General features: G+C 67.5%; 24 protein-coding genes. 21 read left to right on the top strand and 3 right to left on the bottom strand.

Features of this window, described 5'->3' with window-relative positions:
* Nucleotides 1-35: 35 nt before the first annotated feature.
* The 19 genes from scpB (at nt 36) to ACSFBC_RS12635 (ending at nt 19,577) form a co-directional block, all read left to right on the top strand.
* A complete protein-coding gene (scpB, locus tag ACSFBC_RS12725; protein WP_435510703.1) occupies nt 36-836 on the top strand; it encodes an SMC-Scp complex subunit ScpB in 801 nt (266 codons plus the stop codon).
* Complete coding sequence (locus tag ACSFBC_RS12720) at nt 833-2,572, top strand: pseudouridine synthase (protein ID WP_435510702.1); 1,740 nt, start codon at nt 833-835, stop codon at nt 2,570-2,572. Before scpB ends, ACSFBC_RS12720 begins: the two co-directional genes overlap by 4 nt.
* 153 nt (nt 2,573-2,725) lie before the next feature.
* Nucleotides 2,726-3,151 carry a nucleoside-diphosphate kinase gene (ndk, locus tag ACSFBC_RS12715; RefSeq protein WP_435510701.1) on the top strand — a complete coding sequence of 142 codons (426 nt, stop codon included), beginning with the start codon at nt 2,726-2,728 and terminating at the stop codon, nt 3,149-3,151.
* Nucleotides 3,152-3,278: 127 nt separating this feature from the next.
* Nucleotides 3,279-4,442: a dual-specificity RNA methyltransferase RlmN gene (rlmN, locus tag ACSFBC_RS12710; protein WP_435510700.1), complete on the top strand. Its 1,164-nt coding sequence runs from the start codon at nt 3,279-3,281 to the stop codon at nt 4,440-4,442.
* A 4-nt stretch (nt 4,443-4,446) separates the two neighbouring features.
* Nucleotides 4,447-5,298: a type IV pilus biogenesis/stability protein PilW gene (gene pilW / locus ACSFBC_RS12705; protein WP_435510699.1), complete on the top strand. Its 852-nt coding sequence runs from the start codon at nt 4,447-4,449 to the stop codon at nt 5,296-5,298.
* Nucleotides 5,291-6,193 (top strand): helix-turn-helix domain-containing protein, encoded by a 903-nt coding sequence (locus tag ACSFBC_RS12700; RefSeq protein WP_435510698.1) that lies wholly within the window; start codon nt 5,291-5,293, stop codon nt 6,191-6,193. Before pilW ends, ACSFBC_RS12700 begins: the two co-directional genes overlap by 8 nt.
* On the top strand, nt 6,190-7,503 hold the full coding sequence (gene ispG / locus ACSFBC_RS12695) for a flavodoxin-dependent (E)-4-hydroxy-3-methylbut-2-enyl-diphosphate synthase (RefSeq protein WP_435510697.1): 1,314 nt from the start codon (nt 6,190-6,192) through the stop codon (nt 7,501-7,503). The genes ACSFBC_RS12700 and ispG overlap by 4 nt, the downstream gene beginning before the upstream one ends.
* Nucleotides 7,504-7,520: 17 nt before the next feature.
* The gene (hisS, locus tag ACSFBC_RS12690; RefSeq protein ID WP_435510696.1) at nt 7,521-8,825 is read left to right on the top strand and encodes a histidine--tRNA ligase; all 1,305 of its coding nucleotides are present in this window, start codon (nt 7,521-7,523) and stop codon (nt 8,823-8,825) included.
* Between the two features lie 91 nt (nt 8,826-8,916).
* Nucleotides 8,917-9,603 (top strand): YfgM family protein, encoded by a 687-nt coding sequence (locus ACSFBC_RS12685; RefSeq protein ID WP_435510695.1) that lies wholly within the window; start codon nt 8,917-8,919, stop codon nt 9,601-9,603.
* A 10-nt stretch (nt 9,604-9,613) separates the two neighbouring features.
* Nucleotides 9,614-10,756 (top strand): outer membrane protein assembly factor BamB, encoded by a 1,143-nt coding sequence (bamB, locus tag ACSFBC_RS12680; RefSeq protein WP_435510694.1) that lies wholly within the window; start codon nt 9,614-9,616, stop codon nt 10,754-10,756.
* A gap of 19 nt (nt 10,757-10,775) precedes the next feature.
* Complete coding sequence (der, locus tag ACSFBC_RS12675) at nt 10,776-12,116, top strand: ribosome biogenesis GTPase Der (RefSeq protein WP_435510693.1); 1,341 nt, start codon at nt 10,776-10,778, stop codon at nt 12,114-12,116.
* A 176-nt stretch (nt 12,117-12,292) separates the two neighbouring features.
* Nucleotides 12,293-12,538, top strand: coding sequence for an RNA chaperone Hfq (gene hfq, locus ACSFBC_RS12670; RefSeq protein WP_412556346.1), 246 nt, complete (start codon nt 12,293-12,295; stop codon nt 12,536-12,538).
* A 61-nt stretch (nt 12,539-12,599) separates the two neighbouring features.
* Nucleotides 12,600-13,769: a GTPase HflX gene (gene hflX / locus ACSFBC_RS12665; protein WP_435510692.1), complete on the top strand. Its 1,170-nt coding sequence runs from the start codon at nt 12,600-12,602 to the stop codon at nt 13,767-13,769.
* Between the two features lie 74 nt (nt 13,770-13,843).
* Nucleotides 13,844-15,181 (top strand): FtsH protease activity modulator HflK, encoded by a 1,338-nt coding sequence (hflK, locus tag ACSFBC_RS12660; protein ID WP_435511164.1) that lies wholly within the window; start codon nt 13,844-13,846, stop codon nt 15,179-15,181.
* Nucleotides 15,182-15,197: 16 nt separating this feature from the next.
* Entirely contained in the window at nt 15,198-16,091 is an 894-nt protein-coding gene (gene hflC, locus ACSFBC_RS12655) for a protease modulator HflC (RefSeq protein WP_435510691.1), read from the top strand.
* Nucleotides 16,092-16,102: 11 nt separating this feature from the next.
* A complete protein-coding gene (locus ACSFBC_RS12650; protein ID WP_435510690.1) occupies nt 16,103-16,291 on the top strand; it encodes a DUF2065 domain-containing protein in 189 nt (62 codons plus the stop codon).
* 95 nt (nt 16,292-16,386) lie between these two features.
* Nucleotides 16,387-17,538: an ATP phosphoribosyltransferase regulatory subunit gene (locus tag ACSFBC_RS12645; RefSeq protein WP_435510689.1), complete on the top strand. Its 1,152-nt coding sequence runs from the start codon at nt 16,387-16,389 to the stop codon at nt 17,536-17,538.
* Between the two features lie 20 nt (nt 17,539-17,558).
* Nucleotides 17,559-18,890: an adenylosuccinate synthase gene (locus ACSFBC_RS12640; protein WP_435510688.1), complete on the top strand. Its 1,332-nt coding sequence runs from the start codon at nt 17,559-17,561 to the stop codon at nt 18,888-18,890.
* 162 nt (nt 18,891-19,052) lie between these two features.
* The gene (locus tag ACSFBC_RS12635; protein WP_435510687.1) at nt 19,053-19,577 is read left to right on the top strand and encodes a phosphoribosyltransferase; all 525 of its coding nucleotides are present in this window, start codon (nt 19,053-19,055) and stop codon (nt 19,575-19,577) included.
* Between the two features lie 15 nt (nt 19,578-19,592).
* On the opposite strand, the gene ACSFBC_RS12630 is transcribed toward ACSFBC_RS12635, so the two are convergent.
* Together ACSFBC_RS12630 and ACSFBC_RS12625 are read right to left on the bottom strand one after the other, a co-directional pair.
* Nucleotides 19,593-20,048, bottom strand: coding sequence for a VOC family protein (locus ACSFBC_RS12630; protein ID WP_435510686.1), 456 nt, complete (start codon nt 20,046-20,048; stop codon nt 19,593-19,595).
* A gap of 60 nt (nt 20,049-20,108) precedes the next feature.
* Nucleotides 20,109-20,960, bottom strand: a complete 852-nt coding sequence (locus tag ACSFBC_RS12625) for a helix-turn-helix domain-containing protein (protein ID WP_435510685.1) — start codon at nt 20,958-20,960, stop codon at nt 20,109-20,111.
* Nucleotides 20,961-21,031: 71 nt separating this feature from the next.
* On the opposite strand from ACSFBC_RS12625, the gene ACSFBC_RS12620 reads away from it, so the two are divergent.
* Both ACSFBC_RS12620 and ACSFBC_RS12615 read left to right on the top strand, forming a co-directional pair.
* Nucleotides 21,032-22,225 (top strand): cystathionine beta-lyase, encoded by a 1,194-nt coding sequence (locus ACSFBC_RS12620; protein ID WP_435510684.1) that lies wholly within the window; start codon nt 21,032-21,034, stop codon nt 22,223-22,225.
* Nucleotides 22,226-22,294: 69 nt separating this feature from the next.
* Nucleotides 22,295-22,498, top strand: coding sequence for a hypothetical protein (locus tag ACSFBC_RS12615; RefSeq protein ID WP_435510683.1), 204 nt, complete (start codon nt 22,295-22,297; stop codon nt 22,496-22,498).
* Nucleotides 22,499-22,575: 77 nt separating this feature from the next.
* Here the strand turns inward: ACSFBC_RS12615 and ACSFBC_RS12610 are convergent, their stop codons facing one another.
* A complete protein-coding gene (locus tag ACSFBC_RS12610; protein WP_435511163.1) occupies nt 22,576-23,196 on the bottom strand; it encodes an arylesterase in 621 nt (206 codons plus the stop codon).
* Between the last annotated feature and the right edge of the window lie 22 nt (nt 23,197-23,218).

Below are 23,218 nucleotides of genomic sequence, written 5' to 3'. Positions count from 1 at the left end.
GCGCCCCTGGCACCTTTTCCCGGATAACGCGAACCATGAATACGGCGGATGCCAAGCGCATTCTTGAAACCGCCTTGATCTGTTCGACGCAGCCCCTGCCAGTGCGCGAGCTGCGTGTGCTGTTCGATGACGAACTGGGCGCGGACACCATCAAGTCGTTGTTGATCGAGCTGCAGGAAGACTGGGCTCAGCGCGGCCTCGAACTCGTGAGCGTCGGCAGTGGCTGGCGCTTCCAGAGCCGGCCGGAGATGCGCGACCATCTCGACCGCCTGCACCCCGAAAAGCCGCCGCGCTACACCCGCGCCGCGCTGGAAACCCTGGCGATCATTGCCTACCGCCAGCCGGTCACGCGGGGCGACATGGAGGACATCCGGGGTGTCACGATCAATTCGCTGATCATCAAGCAGCTCGAGGACCGCAACTGGGTCGAGGTCATCGGTCACCGCGAGACGGTCGGCCGACCGGCGCTGTTCGCCACCACCCGGCAGTTCCTCGACGACCTGGGCCTGGCCTCGCTCGACCAGCTGCCCGTCATCGACAGCCCGGCCCAGCACAATGCCCTGATCGACGCGCTGACCGACGCTTCGGGCCCCGAGCAGGCCGCGCTGCCGATGGATGCGCTGGAAGAGGACGACGCCGTCGTGCTGTCGGCCGAGCCGTCCGCCGATACGTCCGCTTTGCCCGCTTTGCCGGCCGCTGACGCCCCCCCCGTACCCGCCAGCGACCTGTTCGCTGAAGGCGAGCCCCTCGCCGAATCCCCGGTCGTTCCCGACCCTGACGTTGCCGCCACAGACGGCCCCGACGCACCCCCGGTGCCTTCCGGAAAAAATCCATGAGCTCCTCCGAACCCGATGACACGGTGCTGCCACCGGCCCACCTCCCCGCCGAAGAAAAGACCGTGCCTGCAGCGCTGAGCACGCCGGAAGGCGAGGGCGCGAGCGTGGAGGCTCCGGCCGCGGACGCCGCACCCGTGCGCAAGCCCCGCAAGCCGCGCACGCGCAAGCCGGCGGCCGAGGCGTCGGCGACGCCTGAAGAAGCCGTCGAAGCGGCCCCTGGCGAAGTCCCGGTCGAGGCCACGCCGGCCCCTGTTGCCGCGCCCGCTGCAGCGCCGCAGCCGGTGCCCGCCGCAGCGCCCCAGCCGGCGCGTGCCGAGCCGGTGCAGGCCGACGACACGCAGGACGATCAGGACGAAGAGGACGAGTCGGACGAGGAAGAGGACGAACTCGACCGCGCCCGCCGCATCGCCGACCGCGAGCGCCGCAATGCGCCGCCGACCGAGCCGATCCGCTTCGCCGACGTCATCTCGGGCCAGTTCGATGCCGACGAGGAGAGCGCCGAGGTGCCGCCGCTCAAGCGCGTGCTGCTGCCCGAGGCCGATTCGCCCAAGCTGCACAAGGTGCTGGCCCAGGCCGGCCTGGGCTCGCGCCTGGAGATGGAGGCGCTGATCCTGCAAGGCCGGATCTCGGTCAACAGCGAGCCGGCGCACATCGGCCAGCGCATCCAGTACGGCGACCAGGTCAAGATCAACGGCAAGCCGATCCGCTTCCGGATCGAGCCCCCGCCGGCGCGCGTCATCGCCTACCACAAGCCGGTCGGCGAGGTCGTCACACACGACGATCCGCAGAACCGTCCGACCGTGTTCCGCAAGCTGCCGCGGCTGCAGCAGGGCAAGTGGCAATCGGTGGGGCGGCTCGACCTGAACACCGAAGGCCTGCTGCTGTTCACCAGCTCGGGTGAGCTGGCGAATCAGCTGATGCATCCGCGCTTCGGCCTGGAGCGTGAGTACGCGGTGCGCGTGCTGGGCGCCGTCAATGCCGAAGAAAAGAAGAAGCTGCTCGAAGGCGTGCGCCTAGACGACGGCATGGCCCAGTTCGGCAGCATCGAGGAGGGCGGCGGCGAAGGCGCCAACCACTGGTACCGCGTCACCATCTCCGAAGGCCGCAACCGCGAAGTGCGCCGGCTGTTCGAATCGGTCGGCCACGCGGTCAGCCGGCTGATCCGCATCCGCTACGGCGCGATGCTGCTGCCGCGCGGGCTCAAGCGCGGCGCCTGGATGGAGCTCGACGAGCGCGACATCCGGTCGCTGTTCCAGGCCGCTGGCGGCGGTGCGGCACGCTCGCCGGCCGGTCCGCGCGAGCAGGGCGCCGAGGGCGGCGGACGCAACAACAACAACGGACGCGGCGACAACAAGAAGCGCCGCGGCGGCCGCAACGCCGGCGGACCGCCGGTGCCGGGCGGCAACGGCCCCCAGGGCGCACGCGGCGATCGCGGGCGCGGTGGCAACGCGGGCGGGCCGCAGCAGAAACGTCGCGGCAATGGACCCGGTAACGGTGGCAATGGCGGCAATGGCGGCAATGGCGGCAATGGCGGTAACAGCGGAAGTGGCCGCGCCCCCGGCGAAGATCGCGCACCCGGCGGCGCGCAGCCCGATCCGATGAAGACCTCGGTGGGCTACATCGGCGCCGACAGTTTCTCGCGCCAGCGCAAGGAGCAACGCCAGAACGCGCCACGGCGTGGCGGTGGCGGTGGCTTCGGCGGTCCGGCCGGTTCGCGCCGGCGCAGCGGGCGCTGATCACAGGCCCGGCCTGCGGTTTTTCAGCGCGCCGAGGCCGGCCCGGGATGGCCGGCCGGTTAAAATCAGAGGCTTTTTCAAGTCCGCGGGCCGTGCATTCGGCGCCGCGGACCGTTCTTTTTCAAAATCAACTGCTCAGGAAGCAACTTCTCCATGGCCATCGAACGCACCCTCTCCATCATCAAGCCCGACGCTGTCGCCAAGAACGTCATCGGCAAGATCGTCTCCCGCTTTGAAGCCGCCGGCCTCAAGATCGCCGCCGCCAAGCTGGTGCAGCTGTCGCGCGCCGAAGCCGAGCAGTTCTACGCCGTGCACAGCGCACGTCCCTTCTTCAAGGACCTGGTCGAGTTCATGATCTCCGGCCCGGTGTTCGTGCAAGTGCTCGAAGGCGAGAACGCCATCGCCAAGAACCGCGACCTGATGGGCGCAACGGACCCCAAGAAGGCCGACGCCGGCACCATCCGCGCCGACTTCGCCGACAGCATCGATGCCAACGCCGTGCACGGCTCGGACGCACCGGAAACCGCTGCCAACGAAATCGCCTTCTTCTTCGCCGGCCTCAACGTCTACGCACGCTGAACATGATCCACCCCCGATGCGCCTGCTGCGTCTCCCCCTTGAGGGGGCGTACCCAGCGGCCCGGCGAAGCCGGTTCCGCGGGTGCCTGCGCATGCGCTTCGCCTTGCCCAGGCACGGGGGTGATCGCATGACCGCGGTCAACCTGCTCGAGTTCGATCTGGAGGGGTTGGCTGCGTTCTGCGAAAAACTGGGCGAAAAACGTTTTCGCGCGACGCAGCTGTTCCGCTGGATCCACCAGCGGGGCGCGAGCGATTTCGCGCAGATGACCGACCTGGCCAAGTCCTTGCGCGAGAAGCTCGCGACGACGGCCCGCGTCGAGGCGCTGCCGGTCATCACACAGCATGAATCCACCGACGGCACGATCAAGTGGCTGTTCGACGTGGGTGACGGCAATGCCGTCGAAGCTGTCTTCATTCCAGAGGGCGACCGCGGCACCTTGTGCGTGTCGTCCCAGGCCGGGTGTGCCGTCGGCTGTCGTTTCTGCTCGACCGGCCACCAGGGCTTCAGCCGCAATCTGCGGACTGGCGAAATCACGGCGCAGCTCTGGTTTGCCGAACATTTCCTGCGCAAGCACCTGAAACGCGATGATCGGGTGATCTCGAACGTCGTGATGATGGGCATGGGCGAGCCGCTGCAGAACTACACGGCGCTGGTGCCCTCGCTGCGCACCATGCTCGACGACAACGCCTACGGCCTGTCGCGCCGTCGCGTCACGGTCTCGACCTCGGGCGTGGTCCCGATGATCGACCGGCTCGGTGCCGATTGCCCGGTGGCGCTGGCGGTGTCGCTGCATGCCCCGAACGATCCGCTGCGCGACGACCTGGTGCCGCTCAACCGCAAGTACCCGATCGCCGAACTGCTCGAGGCCTGCCAGCGCTACCTCGCGCATGCGCCGCGCGACTTCATCACCTTCGAGTACTGCATGCTCGACGGCGTGAACGACCAGCCCGAGCACGCGAAGCAGCTGGTGGAACTGGTGCGCAGCACCGGCATCTCCTGCAAGTTCAACCTGATTCCCTTCAACCCATTTCCAGCGTCCGGGCTGCTGCGTTCGCCGCAGCCGCGCGTGCTGGCCTTCGCCAAGGCGCTGAGCGAAGCGGGCATCGTGACCACCGTGCGCAAGACGCGCGGCGACGACATCGACGCGGCGTGCGGCCAATTGGCCGGCGACGTCAAGGACCGCACGCATGCGGCCGAACGCATGGCGCAACGGCGCACGGTCATGCTGCACCCGGTCCACGCGACGGCCTCCAATGTTTCGCCGGCCCCGCCGGTTTCACAAGGGCACTGAACCCATGCGCATGGCCTTCCCGATTTCGCCATGGCACGTCATGCAGAGCGCCTTCGGCGCGGTGCTGGCCGTGCTGCTCGCCGGCTGTGTCGGCACCGGCAAGGGAGGGGCGGGGTCCGTCGCCAACACGGCGAGTACCGCCGGCAACGGCGCCGATATCGTGACCGCTTCCGACGAACCCAACGGCCGTCGGCGGGCGCGTTTGCGGCTCGAACTGGCCATCGGCTACTTCGAGGCCGGCCAGACCACTGTCGCGCTCGACGAGATCAAGCAATCGCTGTCGGCCGACCCGAGCTTCGCCGATGCCTACAACCTGCGCGGCCTGGTCTACATGCGGCTCGAAGACGCGGGGTTGGCCGAGGACAGCTTCCGTCGCGCCATCGCGCTCAATCCGCGCGAGCCGAACACCCTGCACAACTATGGCTGGCTGCTGTGCCAGCAGAACCGCTTCGGCGATGCGACGCGGCAGTTCAGTGCGGCGCTGGCCGTGCCGACATACACCGAGCGCGCCAAGACGCTGATGACGCAGGGCCTCTGCCAGATGCGCGCGGGCCAGCCCGCCGAAGCCGAGCGTTCGCTGTCGCAGGCTTACGAGATCGACGCCGGCAATCCCATGATCGGCTTCAACCTCGCGTCCTTGCTGGCGCAGCGCCAGGACTGGTCGCGTGCGCAGTTCTATGTGCGCCGTGTCAACAACGGTCCATCGGCCAATGCGGAGACACTGTGGCTGGGCGTCAAGATCGAGCGCCGCCTTGGCAACCGCGAGGCCATGGCGCAACTCGGCGGGCAGCTGCAACGACGCTTCCCCCAGTCGCGGGAGGCGGTTGCGTACGAACGTGGGAATTTCGATGATTGAACGGGCGAGCGAATTCGGTACCACCCAGACCCCACCGCTGATCCCCGGCGACAGCACGAACAAGACCGCCGGCGATCTGCTGCGCGAGGCACGCGAGGCACACAACCTGCACCTCGACGTGGTGGCCGCGGCGCTCAAGGTGTCGTCGCAGAAGCTGCAGGCCCTGGAAAACGACGACATCGCCGCCTTGCCCGACCCGGTGTTCGCGCGTGCGCTGGCCGCCAGCGTCTGCCGTGCGCTGCACATCGATCCGGCACCGGTGCTCGCCAAGCTGCCGGGCGCTGTGCGCCCGGGCCTGGCCGAAGCCGATCGCAGCATCAACACCAGTTTCCGATCGAGTGCGTCGCGCAGCCGCTCCCGCGCCATCGGCGGCCTGCCTTCGCGCGCCGGATTGGTGGTCGTCGGGCTGCTCCTGGCCGGTGCCGCGGCTCTGTTCTGGCTGCCTTCCGGCGCTTTCGAGCGCCTGGGCCAATGGGTCTCGGGCTTCACCGCGGGCCAGCGCGCCGCATCGGGCGAGATCGCACCGGGCGGCACCGTGCTCGAGCCGCCGGTCGCCCCGCCGCTGGCTGCGGTCGAGCCGACCGCGCCCGCCGCGTCGCCCGCGATCGAGCCTGCGCTGCCTGTGGCTGCGCCCGCATCCGCGTCGGCCGGGAATGACGTGGTGGTTTTCATCGTCCGCGAAGAGTCGTGGATCACCGTGAACGACGCCACCGGCAAGCCGGTGTTGCGCCGGACCGTGCGCGCAGGTGAGACCGTCGGTGCGAGCGGCACACTGCCCCTGTCGGTGGTGGTGGGCCGGGCCGGCGGTGTCGAAGTCCAGGTGCGCGGCAAGCCGTTCGATCTGACAACCCTGGCGCGCACGGGCGGCGTCGCACGATTCGAGGTCAAGCCATGAACGAGATGCCATCGACTTTCGACAAGGACGCTTTCGGCAGCCAGCCGGTGGCACCGGCGGCGCCTGCGGCACGCCGATCGCGCCAGGCCAGCGTGGTCTGGGGCGCGCGCACCGTCACCGTGGGCGGCGACGCCCCGGTGCGCGTGCAGTCGATGACCAACACCGACACGGTCGACGCGATCGGCACCGCGATCCAGGTCAAGGAGCTGGCGATCGCCGGCTCCGAAATGGTCCGCATCACGGTGAACACGCCCGAGGCCGCGGCGCAGGTGCCCTACATCCGCGAGCAGCTCGACCGCATGGGCATCGACGTGCCGCTGATCGGCGATTTCCACTACAACGGCCACCGGCTGCTGACCGACTATCCGGCCTGCGCCGAAGCGCTGTCCAAGTACCGCATCAACCCCGGCAACGTGGGCAAGGGCGACAAGAAGGACAAGCAGTTCGGCCAGATGATCGAAGCCGCGATGCGCTGGAACAAGCCGGTGCGCATCGGCGTGAACTGGGGCAGCCTCGACCAGGAACTGCTGGCCCATCTGATGGACATCAACAGCCAGCGTGCCGCGCCCTGGGAAGCCAAGTCGGTGATGTACGAGGCGCTGATCACCTCGGCCATCGATTCGGCCAGGCTGGCCGAATCGATGGGCATGAACGGCGACCAGATCATCCTGAGCTGCAAGGTGAGCGGCGTGCAGGACCTGATCTCGGTCTACCGCGAACTGGCCCAGCGCTGCAGCTACCCGCTGCACCTGGGCCTGACCGAGGCCGGCATGGGCACCAAGGGCACGGTGGCCTCGGCCACGGCGCTGTCGATCCTGCTGCAGGAGGGCATCGGCGACACCATCCGTGTGTCGCTCACGCCGCAGCCGGGCGAGGCGCGCACGCAGGAAGTGGTGATCGCCAACGAGATCCTGCAGGCGCTGGGCCTGCGCATCTTCGTGCCCAGCGTCACGGCCTGCCCGGGCTGCGGCCGCACCACCAGCACCACCTTCCAGGAGCTGGCCAAGCAGATCGACGACTACCTGCGGCTGCAGATGCCGGTGTGGCGCAAGAAGTACCCGGGCGTCGAGACGCTCAAGGTGGCGGTGATGGGCTGCATCGTCAACGGTCCGGGCGAGAGCAAGCATGCCGACATCGGCATCAGCCTGCCGGGCACCGGTGAAGCGCCGGCCGCGCCGGTCTTCATCGACGGCGAAAAGGCGCTCACGCTGCGCGGCGACAATATCGCCAACGAATTCCATCAGCTCGTCGAAACCTACATCGACAAGCGCTTCGGCAGCAGCAGCGAACGCGCCGCCGAAACCGTCTGAATCTCCTTTCCTGATCCATGGCCGAAAAATTGAATGCCGTCAAAGGCATGAACGACATATTGCCGCCCGAGTCGGCGCGCTGGGAGTGGCTCGAAGCCACCGTGCGCGAGCTGATGGGGCGCTTTGCCTACCGCAACGTGCGCACCCCGATCCTCGAGCACACGGCGCTGTTCGTGCGCGGCATCGGCGAGGTCACGGACATCGTCGAGAAGGAGATGTACGCCTTCGAGGACCGCTCCGACAAGCACGGTCAGGCCGAGCATCTGGCGATGCGGCCCGAGAACACGGCCGGCCTGGTGCGCGCGGTGATCGAGCACAACATGCTCTACGACGGCCCCAAGCGCCTCTGGTACACCGGTCCGATGTTCCGGCGCGAGAAGCCGCAACGCGGTCGCTATCGGCAGTTCCACCAGATCGGCGCCGAGGCTCTCGGTTTCGCCGGTCCGGACGTCGATGCGGAGTTGATCCTGTTGGCCACCGCGCTCTGGAAGGCCATCGGCCTGAGCGACGTGCGCCTCGAACTCAACAGCCTGGGCCAGCCGGCCGAGCGCGCGCTGCACCGCGCCCAGCTGATCGCCCACTTCGAGCGGCATGCCGACAAGCTCGACGAGGACGGCAAGCGGCGTCTGCACAGCAACCCGCTGCGCATCCTGGACACCAAGAACCCCGCGATGAAGGAAGTGGTCGAAGCGGCACCGAAGCTGATCGATTTCCTCGGTGCCGAATCGCTCGCGCATTTCGAGGGCCTGCAGGCCATCCTCCGGGCCAACGACATCGCGTTCACGATCAATCCGCGCCTGGTGCGCGGTCTGGACTACTACAACCTCACGGTGTTCGAGTTCGTCACCGACCGGCTGGGTGCGCAGGGCACCGTGTGCGCCGGTGGCCGCTACGACGACCTGATCGGCCAGATCGGCGGCAAGGCCGCACCGGCCGTGGGCTGGGCGATGGGTGTCGAGCGCGTGCTGGACCTGCTCAAGGAGCAGGGCACCGAGGTGCCCGCCGTGGTACCCGATGCCTACGCCATCGTGCCCGATGCGGCTTCGATGCCGGTGGTGCTGCGCACGCTGCAGCAACTGCGCGAAGCGGGCGTGCGCGTGCAGATGCACGGCGCGACCGCCGAAGGGTTGGCAAGCTTCAAGTCGCAGATGAAGAAGGCCGACGCCAGCGGTGCCACCTACGCACTGATCTTCGGTGCCGATGAACTTGCACGCGAGGAAGTGACTCTCAAGGCCTTGCGCGACGCCAGCGTCGCGCAGAGCACCCGGCCATTGGCCGACGTGAGCGCCTGGGCCTCCACCCTACAATCCCCGGCTCCCTAGGAATCTTCAGGGCCGTTCCCAAGTTTCCCGGCCCCTTCTCGGGGCAGATTCGGCAAGCCGGGTCCCGGGTCCTTCAACTCACTGACAGCGCATGGCAACCCATCTCGATCTCGAAGAACAGGAACAGCTCGACCAGCTCAAGCATTTCTGGAACACCTACGGCACCCTGATCACCTGGATCGTGCTGCTCGTCGCCGGTGCGTTCGTGGCCTGGAACGGCTGGAACTATTTCCAGCGCAACAAGGCGGCGCAGGCCTCCGCGCTCTATGACGAAGTCGAACGCAGTGCGCAGGCGGGCGATGCCGACCGCATCGAGCGCGCCCTGGGCGAAATGAAGAGCCGTTTCGCCGGCACCGTCTATGCGCAACAGGCCGGCCTGCTGGCCGCCAAGACGCTCAACGAGAAGGCCAAGCCCGAGGCTTCGCGCGCCGCGCTGGCGTGGGTCGCGGACAACGCCGTCGATCCGGGGTACAAGGCCATCGCACGGCTGCGACTGGCCGCCGAGCTGCTCGAGAGCAAGGGCTACGACGAGGCGCTCAAGCAACTGGCTGCGCCCGTGCCCAAGGAATTCGAAGCGCTGGTGGCCGACCGCAGGGGCGATGTCTACCTCGCACAAGGCAAGCGCGACGAAGCCAAGGCCGAATACCAGAAGGCCTGGTCCGCGTTCGATGCGCGCAACGATTACCGCCGTCTGGTCGAGGTCAAGCTCAACGCCGTGGGCGTGGACACCAAGACCCTGACGGCCACGCCTGCCGCGTCCGGCAAAACCACTCAGTGACCATCGCACCATGACTCTCCATCGCCTTGTGTCCGCCACCCCCGTCCTGCGCGCCGTGGCCGCAACCGTGCTCTTCGCCGCGCTGGCCGCGTGCTCGGGCACCGGCAAGCCCAAGCCCGCCGAACTGAAGGCCAACCCGGCGCTGTTCGGCGTGCGTCAGGCCTGGACCGTGAAGGTTCCAAAGACCGACTTCGCGCTCCAGGTCGACGTCAGCGGCGACACCGTGACCCTCGCCGGTGCCGACGGCACGGTGGTGGCCATCGACGCGCGCTCGGGCCAGGAGGCCTGGCGCGCCAGTGTCGGCAAGGCCTTGATCGCCGGCGTCGGCAGCGACGGTGCCATCGCCGCCGTGATCACCCGGGACAACGAACTCGTCGCAATGCAGGCGGGCAAGGTGCTGTGGAAGCAGCGCCTGACCGCGCAGGCCTACACCGCGCCCCTGGTGGCCGGACGCCGGGTCTTCGTGCAGACCGCCGACCGCACCGTGAGCGCCTGGGATGGCGAGAGCGGTCGCCGCCTCTGGTCGCAGTCGCGCCCGGCCGAGAACCTCGTGCTGCGCAAGCCGGGCGTGCTGCTCGCCGTGGGCGACACGCTGGTGACCGGGGTGGGAGGGCGCCTCGCGGGCCTCAACCCCGCCAACGGTTCGTCACGCTGGGAATCGCCGATTGCGGCGCCGCGCGGCACCAACGACGTCGAGCGCCTGGTCGACCTGACCGGCAGCGTGAGCCGCGTGGGCGACACCGTCTGTGCGCGGGCCTACTACGCCAACGTCGGCTGCGTCGACGCCACGCGCGGCACGCTGCTCTGGACCAAGCCTGCTTCCGGCGCCGAGGGCGTCAGCGGTGACGAGCGCTTCGTCTACGGCACCGAAACCAACGGCAGCGTGGTGGCCTGGCGCCGCACCGACGGCGAGCGCGCCTGGTCCAGCGACCTGCTCAAGTACCGCACGCTGACGGCACCGCTCGCGGTCGGCCGTTCGCTGGTCATCGGCGACGACAGCGGCCTGCTGTTGCTGGTGTCGCGCGAAGATGGCTCCCTGCTCACCCGTCTCACGCCCGATGGCTCGCCCATCGTCGCTACCCCGGTCCTCGCCGGCAACACGGTCGTGGTCGTCACCCGCAATGGCGGTGTGTTCGGCTATCGCCCGGAATAAACCCATTGAAAGCTCGACCATGAAACCGGTCATCGCTCTGGTCGGGCGTCCCAACGTCGGCAAGTCCACCCTTTTCAACCGCCTCACGCAGACGCGTGACGCGATCGTGGCGGACTTCGCCGGCCTGACGCGCGACCGCCACTACGGCAACGGCCGCCAGGGGCGGCACGAGTTCATCGTGATCGACACCGGCGGCTTCGAGCCCGACGCGGGCAGCGGCATCTTCAAGGAGATGGCCAAGCAGACGCGTCAGGCCGTGGCCGAGGCCGATGTGGTGGTGTTCGTCGTGGACGCCCGCGAAGGCCTCTCGGCCCAGGACCACGAGATCGCCAAGGAATTGCGCCGGCTCGGCAAGCCGACCGTGCTGGTAGCCAACAAGGCCGAAGGCATGCACGACGGCACCAAGCTGGTCGAGTTCTACGAACTCGGCCTGGGCGACGTGCATGGCGTGTCCGCTGCGCACGGGCAGGGCATTCGTGACCTGGTCGACCTGGCGCTCGAGCCGCTGAACCTGCCGGAACCCGAAGACGAGGTGGACGACGGCGAGGCCAAGCCCATCAAGCTGGCCGTGGCGGGACGCCCGAACGTCGGCAAATCGACACTCATCAACACCTGGTTGGGCGAGGAGCGGCTGGTCGCCTTCGACATGCCGGGCACCACGCGCGACGCCATCAGCGTGCCGTTCGAGCGCAACGGCCAGCACTTCGAGCTGATCGACACGGCCGGCCTGCGCCGCAAGGGCAAGGTCTTCGAGGCGATCGAGAAATTCTCGGTGGTCAAGACGCTGCAGGCCATCGAGTCGGCCAACGTCGTGCTGCTGCTGCTCGACGCCACGCAGGGCGTGACCGACCAGGACGCGCACATCGCGGGCTACATCCTCGAAAGTGGACGTGCGGTGGTGATTGCGATCAACAAATGGGATGCGGTCGACAGCTACGAGCGCGAACAGATCCAGCGCCAGATCGAAACCCGTCTGCCTTTCCTGAAGTTCGCTTCGCTGCATTTCATCTCGGCGATCAAGCGGCAGGGGCTCGGTCCGGTCTGGCAAGCGATTGCACAGGCGCACAAGTCGGCCACCCGCAAGATGTCGACACCGGTGCTCACGCGCCTGCTGCTCGAGGCGGTGCAATTCCAGTCGCCGCAGCGCGCCGGCATGTTCCGGCCCAAGCTGCGCTATGCGCACCAGGGGGGCATGAACCCGCCGGTGATCGTGATCCACGGCAATTCGCTCGAGCACGTCACCGATTCGTACAAGCGCTTTCTCGAAGGCCGCTTCCGCAAGGAATTCGATCTGGTCGGAACGCCGATGCGCATCGAGTTCAAGACCTCGTCCAATCCTTACGCCGACAAGGACAAATGACACGGGAAGGCGAGGGCGCTTGCAAAAAAGCGTGCTTGCCGAGCCCTGGCTGCAGCCAAAGTTCCCGCTTTAAAGTGCCGTTATTTTCAGGTGGCTTTAGGCTTGGATGCTGCAGCGCAGAAACCCTGTGTTAAGGTTCTCTTTCCTATAACTCTTCCTTGAACACGGAGAATATCGTGAGCAACAAAGGGCAACTTTTGCAAGACCCGTTCCTGAACACTTTGCGTCGGGAGCACGTGCCGGTTTCCATTTATTTGGTCAACGGCATCAAGCTTCAGGGTCAGATCGAATCTTTCGATCAATATGTCGTGCTTCTGCGTAACACTGTGACGCAAATGGTCTACAAGCACGCCATCTCCACCATCGTGCCTGGCCGCGCGGTCAACTTCTCGGCTTCCGAGAACGACGACGCCGCTGCCTGACCAGCACTCCGCGCGGCGGGCTCCGTCCGCTGCGCTTTTTTTCGCAACGCCCCCACTCCGCTTGTCTGAAGACATACCCCGCCAGGATGGCGCCGTCGTTCTCGTCGGCGTTGACTTCGGACTGCCCCATTTCGACAGTGAACTCGAGGAACTCGGCCTGCTCGCGCAGACCGCGGGCCTGACCCCTGTCGAACGCCTCGTGTGCAAGCGCAAGGCGCCCGATGCTGCCCTTTTCGTGGGCAGCGGCAAGGCAGACGAGATCCGCGAGCTGGCCGAGATGCACCGCGCAAGCGAAGTCATCTTCGACCAATCCCTCAGTCCCGCCCAGCAACGCAATCTCGAGCGCGCGCTCGGGATCGCGGTGTACGACCGCACCTTCCTGATCCTGGAGATCTTCGCGCAACGCGCGAGGTCCCACGAGGGGAAGCTGCAGGTCGAACTGGCCCGGCTCCAATACCTGAGCACCCGCCTCGTGCGGCGCTGGTCCCACCTGGAACGCCAGACCGGCGGTGCCGGTGTGCGCGGCGGCCCGGGCGAGAAGCAGATCGAGCTCGACCGCCGCATGATCGACGAATCGATCAAGCGCACGCGCGAGCGGTTGGCCAAGGTGCAGAAGCAGCGCAACACGCAGCGGCGCCAACGCGAGCGGCGCGACACCTTCAACATCTCGCTGGTCGGCTACACCAACGCCGGCAAGTCCTCGATCTTCAATGCGATGGTCAAGGCGCGCGCCTACGCGGCCGACCAGCTGTTCGCCACGCTCGACACCACCACGCGCCACTTGTATCTGGGCGACGCGCGGCGTCAGGTGTCGATCTCCGACACCGTGGGCTTCATCCGCGACCTGCCGCACGGCCTGGTCGACGCCTTCAAGGCCACCCTGCAGGAGGCCGTGGATGCCGACCTGCTGCTGCATGTGGTCGATGCCTCCAACCCGCATCATCCCGAGCAGATGGCCGAGGTGCAGCGCGTGCTGCGCGAGATCGGCGCCGGCGACGTGCCGCAGCTGCTGGTCTTCAACAAGCTCGACGCTCTTGAAAGCGCGCAGCAGCCGCTCCATCTGCAGGACGAGATCGAAGTCGATGGCCTGCAGGTCCCCCGCGTCTTCGTCAGCGCGCACACCGGTGCCGGCTTGCCCGCGCTGCGCAGCGAACTGGCACGCCGCTCGGGATCGGTGGTCGACGGCATGCCCTTGGACGCCGGGGCTGAATTGCACGATGCACCCGGGTGATTGGGCACAATCCCCCCACTGACGAGAGAACGAATCGAATGAATGCAAAGCCAGTGTGGAGCCGTTTTCAGGGCATGTTCAACCTGAACGATGGTCGATGGGGACGAGGTGACGAACCGTCGTCGAACGGCGAGCGCCCGAGCGGCCAACGCCCCGACGCCGACCCGCCTCCGGGGAACAACAACCGCCCGCGAGGCCAGGGACCCAACCAGGGCCCCCCGGATCTCGATGAACTCTGGCGCGATTTCAACCGCAAGCTCGGCGGCCTGTTCGGCGGCAAGGGCGGCGGCAACAATGGCAACCGGCCGCCCGGCAACGGCGGCAACGGCAACGGCTTCAAGCCCGACATGAAGAATGCCGGCTACGGCATCGGCCTGATCGCCGGCGTGGCCGTGCTGATCTGGCTCGGCACCGGCTTCTTCATCGTGAACGAAGGCCAGCAAGGCGTGATCACCCAGTTCGGTCGCTACAAGACCACCGTGGGTGCCGGCTTCAACTGGCGTCTGCCGTACCCGATCCAGCGCCATGAAATCGTGGTGGTCACGCAGATCCGCTCAACCGACGTGGGCCGCGACAGCATCGTGCGCTCCACCGGCCTGCGCGAATCGGCCATGCTGACCGAAGACGAGAACATCGTCGAGATCAAGTTCGCCGTGCAGTACCGCCTGAGCGACGCGCGGGCCTACCTCTACGAGAGCAAGGCACCGGCCGACACCGTGGTGCAGGTCGCGGAGACCGCCGTGCGCGAAGTCGTCGGCAAGATGAAGATGGACGCCGCACTGGCCGAAGAGCGTGACCAGATCGCACCGCGCGTGCGCGCCCTGATGCAGACCATCCTCGACCGCTACAAGGTCGGCGTCGAAGTCGTGAACATCAACTTGCAGCAGGGCGGCGTGCGTCCGCCCGAGCAGGTGCAGGCGGCCTTCGACGACGTGCTCAAGGCCGGTCAGGAACGCGAGCGCGCCAAGAACGAAGCGCAGGCCTATGCCAACGACGTGGTGCCCCGCGCCACGGGTGCGGCATCGCGCCTGAAGGAAGAATCCGAAGCCTACAAGGCGCGCATCGTGGCCCAGGCCCAGGGTGATGCCGGCCGCTTCAGCGCGGTGCTGGCGGAGTACCAGAAGGCGCCGCAGGTCACCCGCGACCGGATGTACACCGACGCCATGCAGCAGATCTACACCAACACCACCAAGGTGCTGGTCGATTCCAAGTCGGGATCCAACCTCTTGTACCTGCCGCTGGACAAGCTGATGCAGATGACCGGCGCCAACGTCGCGGGCGCGCCCGTCGACGGCGCCAACCCGAACGTGGCCGGCACCGCGCCGACACAGTCTTCCGTGATTCCGGTGGCACCGGTCAACAACGACGCGCGTGTGCGCGACGGCCGCACGCGCGATCGCGACGGACGCTGAGCCGGAGAACAGAACAATGAACAGAATCGGATTCATCGCATCGACGATCCTGGTGGCGCTCGCGCTGCTGAGCTCGACGCTCTTCGTGGTCGACCAGCGCCAGTTCGGCGTGGTCTACCAGCTCGGCCAGATCAAGAACGTGATCACCGAGCCCGGCCTCAACTTCAAGATGCCGCCGCCGTTCCAGAACGTGTCGTACATCGACAAGCGCCTGCTGACCCTGTCCAGCCTCGAGGCCGAGCCCATGCTCACGGCCGAGAAGCAGCGCGTGGTGATCGACTGGTACGTGCGCTGGCGCGTCAGCAACCCCTCGGAATACATCCGCAACGTCGGCCTCGACGAAAACGCCGGTGCGGTGCAGCTCAACCGCGTGGTGCGCAACGCCTTCCAGGAAAACGTCAACAAGCGCACGGTGCGTGACCTGATCTCGGTGCGCCGCGAGCAGCTGATGGCCGACGTGCAGCGCGAGGTGCTGGCCGTCGTCAAGGGCGAGAAGCCCTGGGGCGTGGACATCATCGACGTACGAATCACCCGCGTCGACTACGTGGAAGCGATCACCGAATCGGTCTACCGCCGCATGGAAGCCGAGCGCAAGCGCGTGGCCAACGAGCTGCGTTCGACCGGCTTCGCCGAGGGCGAAAAGATCCGCGCCGACGCCGATCGCCAGCGTGAAGTGACCGTGGCCAACGCCTACCGCGATGCGCAGAAGATCAAGGGCGAGGGCGACGCCCAGGCCGCTTCCTCGTACAGCGAAGCCTTCGGCCGCGACCCGCAGTTCGCGCAGTTCTACCGCAGCCTCGATGCCTACAAGCAGAGCTTCAACAAGAAGAGCGACGTGCTGGTGGTCGACCCGGCGTCGTCCGACTTCTTCAAGGCCCTGCGCAGCCCCGGCACCGCCAACGCGCGCTGAAGCGCCTGCCCGTGAGCGCTGACGTCTTCTGGAGTGCGCTCGCGCTCGTGCTGGTGATCGAGGGGCTGATGCCCTTCCTGTCACCGGGCGGCTGGCGGCGCGGCTTCGGTCAGCTGATGCAGCTGCGCGACGGCCAGCTGCGTTTCTTCGGCCTTTGCAGCATCCTGCTCGGCCTGCTTCTCCTCTGGCTCCTGGCCTGAATTTGCGCCTTGCGCTCACTGCCGCGGCGATGCCTGCGGCCGAGGCGCTCGCGCGGGCCGGTAGAATCCCTGTTTAACCACGAGCCCGATCCCCCATGTCCGCTTGGGTCCTCCCGGATCACATTGCCGATGTGCTGCCCTCCGAGGCACGCCACATCGAAGAACTTCGACGCGAACTGCTCGACACCGCCCGTGGCTACGGCTACGAGCTGGTGATGCCGCCGTTGCTCGAGCACCTCGAATCCCTGCTGTCCGGCACGGGAGAGGCACTCGACCTCCAAACCTTCAAGCTGGTCGATCAGTTGTCGGGCCGCACCATGGGCCTGCGCGCGGACACCACGCCGCAGGTCGCACGCATCGACGCGCATCTGCTCAATCGGCAGAGCGTGACGCGCCTGTGCTACTGCGGCCCGGTGGTCCACACCCGCCCCGACCGGCCCCACGCCACCCGCGAACCGCTGCAGTTCGGCGCCGAGATCTACGGCCATGCCGGGCTCGAGGCCGACACCGAGGTGCTGCTGCTCGCGCTCGATTGCCTGCGTGCGTCGGGCCTGTCGCAGGGCGCAATCGTCGATCTGGCGGATGCACGCATCGTGCGCTCGCTGTTCGCCGGCGTGCCGGCCGATGCGGCCGTGCTGAGCCGTGTGCATGCGGCGCTGGTCGCCAAGGATGCAAGCGAGCTGCGGGCCCTCACGCGAGACTTTCCGCTGGCCGCCCGCGAAGGCCTGCTGGCCCTGGTGCAACTCTACGGCGACGCGGCCGTGCTCGACGAGGCGGCCCGCGTGCTGCCCGCGAGCCCCGAGGTGCGTGCCGCGCTGGCCGATCTCAAGCAGCTGGGCGGCCGCCTGGCGGGCGCGCAGATCAGCTTCGATCTGTCCGACCTGCGCGGCTATGCCTACTACAGCGGCATGCGCTTCGGCATCTACGTCGAAGGCGCGGCCGATGCGCTGGTGCGCGGCGGCCGCTACGACGAGGTCGGCGCGGTCTTCGGTCGCAACCGGCCCGCGGTCGGCTTCAGCCTCGACCTGCGCGAACTGGTCGGCGTGCTGCCGACGCGGCCGCTGCGTGCGGCCATCCGTGCACCGTGGAGCGATGCGGCCGGGCTGCGCGCAGCCATCGCAGCGCTGCGCGCCAAGGGCGAAACCGTGGTCTGCGTACTGCCGGGCCACGACAGCGAAATCGACGAATTCCAATGCGACCGCGAGCTCGTCGAGCACGCCGGCCAGTGGAATGTCCAAGCCATCTGAATCTTGAAAAGCGGAACATCATGAGCGTTACCACCGGAAGAAACGTGGTCGTCGTCGGCACCCAGTGGGGCGACGAAGGCAAGGGCAAGCTGGTCGACTGGCTGACGGAGAGCGCCCAGGGCGTGGTCCGTTTCCAGGGCGGCCACAACGCGGGCCACACGCTGGTCATCAACGGCGTGAAGACGGCGTTGCACCTGATCCCGAGCGGCATCATGCGCCCCGGCGTCAAGTGCTACATCGGCAACGGCGTGGTGCTGTCGGCGGCCAAGCTGTTCGAGGAAATCGAAGGCCTGGAGAAGGCGGGCGTCGAAGTGCGTTCGCGCCTGCGCATCAGCGAGGCCTGCCCGCTGATCCTGCCGTTCCATGCCGCGTTGGACATCGCGCGTGAGGCCTACCGCGAAAAGGGCGGCATCGAGAAGATCGGCACCACCGGTCGCGGCATCGGCCCGGCCTACGAAGACAAGATCGCGCGCCGTGCGCTGCGCGTGCAGGACCTGAAGCATCCCGAGCGTTTCGCTGCCAAGCTGCGCGTGCTGCTCGACCTGCACAACCATGTGCTGACGCAGGTGCTGAGCGCGCCGGCGATCGATTTCGACACCGTGTTCGACGAGGCCATGCGCCACGCCGAACTGCTCAAGCCGATGATGGCCGACGTGTCGCGCGAGCTCAACGACGCGCACAAGGCCGGCGCCAACCTGCTGTTCGAAGGCGCGCAGGGCACGCTGCTGGACGTCGACCACGGCACCTACCCGTACGTCACCTCCAGCAACTGCGTGGCCGGCAACGCCGCTGCCGGTGCGGGCGTGGGCCCGGGCATGCTGCACTACATCCTGGGCATCACCAAGGCCTACTGCACGCGCGTGGGCGGCGGTCCGTTCCCGACCGAACTCGACTGGGAAACGCCGGGCACGCCGGGCTATCACATGAGCACCATCGGTGCCGAGAAGGGCGTGACCACCGGCCGCAGCCGCCGTTGCGGCTGGTTCGATGCCGCGCTGCTCAAGCGCTCGGCGCAGGTCAACGGCCTGTCGGGCCTGTGCATCACCAAGCTCGACGTGCTGGACGGCCTGGAGCACCTCGAGCTGTGCACCGGTTACATCCTGGACGGCGAGCACACCGACATCCTGCCGATGGGCGCCGACGAGATCGAGCGCTGCACGCCCGTCTACGAGACGCTCGAGGGCTGGACCGAGAGCACCGTGGGCGTGACGCAATACGAGAAGCTGCCGGTCAACGCGCGGCTCTACCTGCAGCGCATCGAGCAGGTGACCGGCGTGCCGATCCACATGGTTTCCACGAGCCCCGACCGTGATCACACGATCATGATGCGCCACCCCTACCTCGCAGATTGAGCCCACCCCCGAAGCGGCGCACTGCGTGTCGCCGCCTCCCCCTCAAGGGGCGATACCAGCGGCCCGGCGAAGCCGGTTCCGCGGTATCCCTGGCATCGAGAGCGCCGGTTTGAAGCGATGGGTCCTTCATGGACAGCCCGAACACTAAAAGGAATAACGAACATGTTGACCGAAGACGGCAAGCATCTCTACGTCAGCTACGACGAGTACCACAACCTGATCGAGAAGCTCGCGATCAAGGTGCACCAGTCGGGCTGGGCGTTCGACACCATCCTGTGCCTCGCGCGCGGCGGCATGCGGCCCGGCGATGTGCTTTCGCGCATCTTCGACAAGCCGCTGGCGATCATGTCGACCAGCTCGTACCGCGCCGACGCCGGCACGGTGCAGGGCCACCTCGACATCGCGCGCTTCATCACCACGCCCAAGGGCGAGATCGCCGGCAAGGTGCTGCTGGTCGACGACCTGGCTGATTCGGGCCACACGCTGCATGCCGTGATGGACATGCTGCGCAACAACTACCCGCCCATCACCGAGCTGCGCAGCGCCGTGATCTGGACCAAGGCGCTGTCGACCTTCACGCCCGACTACCAGGTGGAATTCCTGGCCACCAACCCCTGGATCCATCAGCCCTTCGAGGGCTACGACTCCATGGGCGCCGAGAAGCTGATCGAGAAGTGGTCGGTCTGAGGCCGGCCTGAACGTCTAGGCTCCCGCGCCCGGAGTGAGCATCGCGGTGTAGCGCCGCTGCATCTCCTCGGGTGTCAGCTTCTCGATGCTGTGGCCCACGTTCCAGCGGTGGCCGAAAGGGTCGCGGAACACACCGGAACGCTCGCCGTAGAACTGGTCCTGCGGCGCCATGTCGAGCGTGGCGCCGGCCGTGACCGCGCGCGCCACCAGCGCATCGGCGTCGTCCACGTGCAGATGCAGCGTGACGGCGCTGCCGCCCAGCGTCTTCGGGCTGAAGATGCGGCACTCGGCGAACTCGTCCGAGAGCATCAAAACCGCGCCGTTGTGAAAGTCCAGCTCTGCATGGCCGATACGGCCACTGGGTTCGGTCAGGCGGAAGATCTCCTTCACCTCGAACACCTCGCAATAGAAGTCGATGGCCGCGCCGGCGTCGTGCACGCACAGGTACGGAAACAGTTCGTGGATGGCCATGGTGCTTTTTCCTTCCTGGTGAGGATGAGGTCGAAGCGCCGATTCTGCGGCGCTGCTTCGCTAGCGTCTTGAACGAATTTGACCTGTGGCCGGCACATGCCTGGGTGAGACGGCACCCGCTTGGCGCCAGGCCTGTGGAGAGAGTCCGGCCAGTGCAGTGAACTCACGACCCAGATGGGCTTGGTCGCTGTAGCCGGCGTCGAGCGCGATGTCGGTCCAGGAGCGCGCAGGGTCGGCCGCCAGCGCGAGCGTGCGATCGAAGCGCATCACGCGCGCGTACTCCTTGGGGCCGAGGCCGACTTCGGCGCGAAAGAGCGCGATGAAGCGGCGATGGCTGTAGCCACTGTGCGCGACCAGGTCGGCAATCGAGGCGTTGCCCAAGTGCAGCGGACCCAGTGTCCCGGCGACGGCCGGGTGCAGGCTTCGGGGCGACGAATCGGCTGCGATGCGCTGTGTCAGCAGGGCCTCGAACACCTGCAGTCGTTGCGCGGGTGCGCCGGCCTCGTGAAGCCTCGAGAGGGCCGCTTCGGTCTGTGATGCGCCCCACACCGCCGCGAGCGGCGTGTGCAGCCCGGCCAGGGCCTCTTCCGGCGCGCCGAACAGTGCGCGGGCCGCGCCCGGCCGCAGTTGCGCACCCACCGAACAGGTCGCTACCGACACATCCCGCAGATAGGACGCCGCGCGGGCGCCGCCGATGATCGCGTGACCGAAGGTCTGGCCGCTGGTGTCCCGGGCGTCGCCGAACAGTCTCAGCGGCGGCCCCGACAGCCGGAAGACCAGATGCATGCCGCCGGTGGGCAGTACATGCTCCCGGGCGCCGGGGCGCGCGGTCGAAGTGTCGTCGGGCGCAGAGGCCCACAGCAGCCTCAGGAAGGGCCGCAGATGCGGGGAGGGGAGGCGCGTCAGTTGCATGCCGCGGCATGCCCTGAAGACCGGCGATAGCGCATCGGCGCATTGTGCGACGGGCGCGCTAGCATCGGCACATGAGCAAGCCTTCCACGACCCTGATCCATCACCCCTACAGCCCGCCACGCAACTTTGCCGCGCCGCAGCCCGGCGTTTACAAGGCATCGACCGTGTTCTTCGCCGACGTGGCCGCCATGCGCGCGCGCGACTGGAAGACCAAGGCCGGCTACACCTACGGCCTGCACGGCACGCCCACCACCTTCACGCTCGAGGCCCGTCTGGCCACGCTCGAGGGCGGCACCGACTGCCTGCTGGTGCCGAGCGGCCTGGCGGCCATCGCGCTGGTCTCCTTCGCCTTCCTGAAGGCGGGCGACGAGGTGCTGATCCCCGACAATGCCTACGGTCCCAACAAGGCGCTGGCGACGGGCGAACTCGCCAACTTCGGCATCACGCACCGGCTCTACGACGCGATGAATCCGGCCGACCTCGCGGCCAAGCTGTCGGACCGTACGCGGTTGGTCTGGGTCGAGGCCGCGGGCTCGGTGACGATGGAGTTCCCGGACCTGCCCGCACTGGTCGACCTCTGCCGCGCGCGCGGCGTGATGACCGCGCTCGACAACACCTGGGGCGCCGGCCTGGCCTTCGCGCCCTTCGACTTCGATGGCACGGGGCAGGGCGTCGATATCTCGGTCCACGCGCTCACCAAGTACCCGAGCGGCGGCGGCGACGTGTTGATGGGCAGCGTGATCACAAATGACGCGCGCTTGCACCAGGCGCTCAAGCTCACGCACATGCGCATGGGTTGGGGTGTGGGCGTCGGCGATGTCGAGACGCTGCTGCGCGCGCTGCCCAGCATCGCGCTGCGCTACGAGGCGCACGACCGCTGCGCACGGACGCTGGCCCGCTGGATGCAGGACCGCGAGGAGATTGCCCAGGTGCTGCATCCGGCGCTGCCGGGTTCGCCGGGCCATGCGCACTGGCGGCGCCTGTGCGGCGAGACCGACCGCGCGGCCGGGCTGTTCTCGGTGGTGTTCGACGAGCGCTACGGCGCCGAGCAGGTCGACCGCTTCTGCGACAGCCTGGAGCTCTTCAGGCTCGGCTATTCATGGGGCGGCCCGGTCAGCCTGGTGGTGCCCTACGACATCGGACTGATGCGCGACGCCGGCGTGGCGCGTTGGCCCCATCGCGGAACGCTGGTGCGCTTCTCGATCGGTCTGGAGGCGGTGGAAGACCTGCAGGCCGATCTGGCCCAGGCACTCGCCGCGCTCTGAACGCGCGCCGATATCGCGTACATTCAGACTACACGCAGTCACCCGGACTGCCCGCCCCAAGGAGAAGCAGTGGCAACACCCAATTACGGCTACGAGAAGCGCCAGAAAGAACTGGCCAAGAAGAAGAAGAAGGAAGAGAAGCTGAGGGAAAAGAGCCAGCGCAAGCTGAGTCCCAGCAGCGAAGGGCTGGCCCCCGGCGATCCGGAGACCGACGTGGCATCGCTGGAACGCGATGCGCCCACGCCGCCGGACCTTCCGACCAAGAACGGTTGAAACCCACCGGTCGCAAAAAAGCCGCACTGCTCGAGAGCAGGGCGGCTTTTCTTTTTCCTCGCGCAGCGGCGTCGCGCCTACTTCGGCAGCAGCTTGCGCAGCTCGGGCCAGACGTTGTCGAGCATGCGGGGCTGGGCGCTCGCCACCGGATGGATGCGATCGGCCTGGAACAGCGACGCGGCGTCGGGCCCGTCGGCCACGCCACGCAGCAGGAAGGGCACGACCGCCGCCTGCGTGGCCTTGGCCACCTTCTCGAAGATCGCCTCGAAGCGGCGCAGGTAATCGCCGCCGTAGTTGGGCGGCACCTGGATGCCCACGATCAGCACCTTGGCGCCGGCAGCCTGCGAAGCCTTGGTCATCTGCATCAGGTTGTCCTCGGTGTTCTGGATCGGCAGGCCGCGCAACGCGTCGTTGCCGCCGAGTTCGAGCACCACGTGGGTCGGCTTGTGCTGCGCCAGCAGTGCGGCAAGGCGCGCCCGGCCGCCCGAGGTGGTGTCGCCGCTGATGCTGGCATTCACCACGGTCGCGGCGATCTTCTGCTCGGCCAGGCGCTTCTCGAGCAGGGGCACCCAGCCCTCGCCGCGCTTGAGTCCGTACTCGGCCGACAGCGAGTCGCCGACCACCAGGATCACCGCCTTGCCGCCTTTGGCGGACTGGGCAAACGCACCGGTCCAAGTCCCCGCGCCGCCGACGAGCATGCCCGTCACGATAAAGTCACGT

The organism is Variovorax frigidus (assembly GCF_051216515.1).
Lineage (GTDB): Bacteria > Pseudomonadota > Gammaproteobacteria > Burkholderiales > Burkholderiaceae_C > Variovorax.
The sequence above is the reverse complement of the archived record's forward strand: the minus strand, read 5'-3'. Positions and strand labels throughout refer to the sequence as shown.

Bases quoted from the DNA above. Each gene is read 5' to 3' on its own strand.
- scpB (WP_435510703.1), top strand. From the start codon at position 36: ATGAATACGGCGGATGCCAAGCGCATTCTTGAAACCGCCTTGATCTGT.
- ACSFBC_RS12720 (WP_435510702.1), top strand. From the start codon at position 833: ATGAGCTCCTCCGAACCCGATGACACGGTGCTGCCACCGGCCCACCTC.
- ndk (WP_435510701.1), top strand. From the start codon at position 2,726: ATGGCCATCGAACGCACCCTCTCCATCATCAAGCCCGACGCTGTCGCC.
- rlmN (WP_435510700.1), top strand. From the start codon at position 3,279: ATGACCGCGGTCAACCTGCTCGAGTTCGATCTGGAGGGGTTGGCTGCG.
- pilW (WP_435510699.1), top strand. From the start codon at position 4,447: ATGCGCATGGCCTTCCCGATTTCGCCATGGCACGTCATGCAGAGCGCC.
- ACSFBC_RS12700 (WP_435510698.1), top strand. From the start codon at position 5,291: ATGATTGAACGGGCGAGCGAATTCGGTACCACCCAGACCCCACCGCTG.
- ispG (WP_435510697.1), top strand. From the start codon at position 6,190: ATGAACGAGATGCCATCGACTTTCGACAAGGACGCTTTCGGCAGCCAG.
- hisS (WP_435510696.1), top strand. From the start codon at position 7,521: ATGGCCGAAAAATTGAATGCCGTCAAAGGCATGAACGACATATTGCCG.
- ACSFBC_RS12685 (WP_435510695.1), top strand. From the start codon at position 8,917: ATGGCAACCCATCTCGATCTCGAAGAACAGGAACAGCTCGACCAGCTC.
- bamB (WP_435510694.1), top strand. From the start codon at position 9,614: ATGACTCTCCATCGCCTTGTGTCCGCCACCCCCGTCCTGCGCGCCGTG.
- der (WP_435510693.1), top strand. From the start codon at position 10,776: ATGAAACCGGTCATCGCTCTGGTCGGGCGTCCCAACGTCGGCAAGTCC.
- hflK (WP_435511164.1), top strand. From the start codon at position 13,844: ATGTTCAACCTGAACGATGGTCGATGGGGACGAGGTGACGAACCGTCG.
- hflC (WP_435510691.1), top strand. From the start codon at position 15,198: ATGAACAGAATCGGATTCATCGCATCGACGATCCTGGTGGCGCTCGCG.
- ACSFBC_RS12645 (WP_435510689.1), top strand. From the start codon at position 16,387: ATGTCCGCTTGGGTCCTCCCGGATCACATTGCCGATGTGCTGCCCTCC.
- ACSFBC_RS12640 (WP_435510688.1), top strand. From the start codon at position 17,559: ATGAGCGTTACCACCGGAAGAAACGTGGTCGTCGTCGGCACCCAGTGG.
- ACSFBC_RS12635 (WP_435510687.1), top strand. From the start codon at position 19,053: ATGTTGACCGAAGACGGCAAGCATCTCTACGTCAGCTACGACGAGTAC.
- ACSFBC_RS12630 (WP_435510686.1), bottom strand. From the start codon at position 20,048: ATGGCCATCCACGAACTGTTTCCGTACCTGTGCGTGCACGACGCCGGC.
- ACSFBC_RS12625 (WP_435510685.1), bottom strand. From the start codon at position 20,960: ATGCAACTGACGCGCCTCCCCTCCCCGCATCTGCGGCCCTTCCTGAGG.
- ACSFBC_RS12620 (WP_435510684.1), top strand. From the start codon at position 21,032: ATGAGCAAGCCTTCCACGACCCTGATCCATCACCCCTACAGCCCGCCA.
- ACSFBC_RS12610 (WP_435511163.1), bottom strand. From the start codon at position 23,196: ATGCTCGTCGGCGGCGCGGGGACTTGGACCGGTGCGTTTGCCCAGTCC.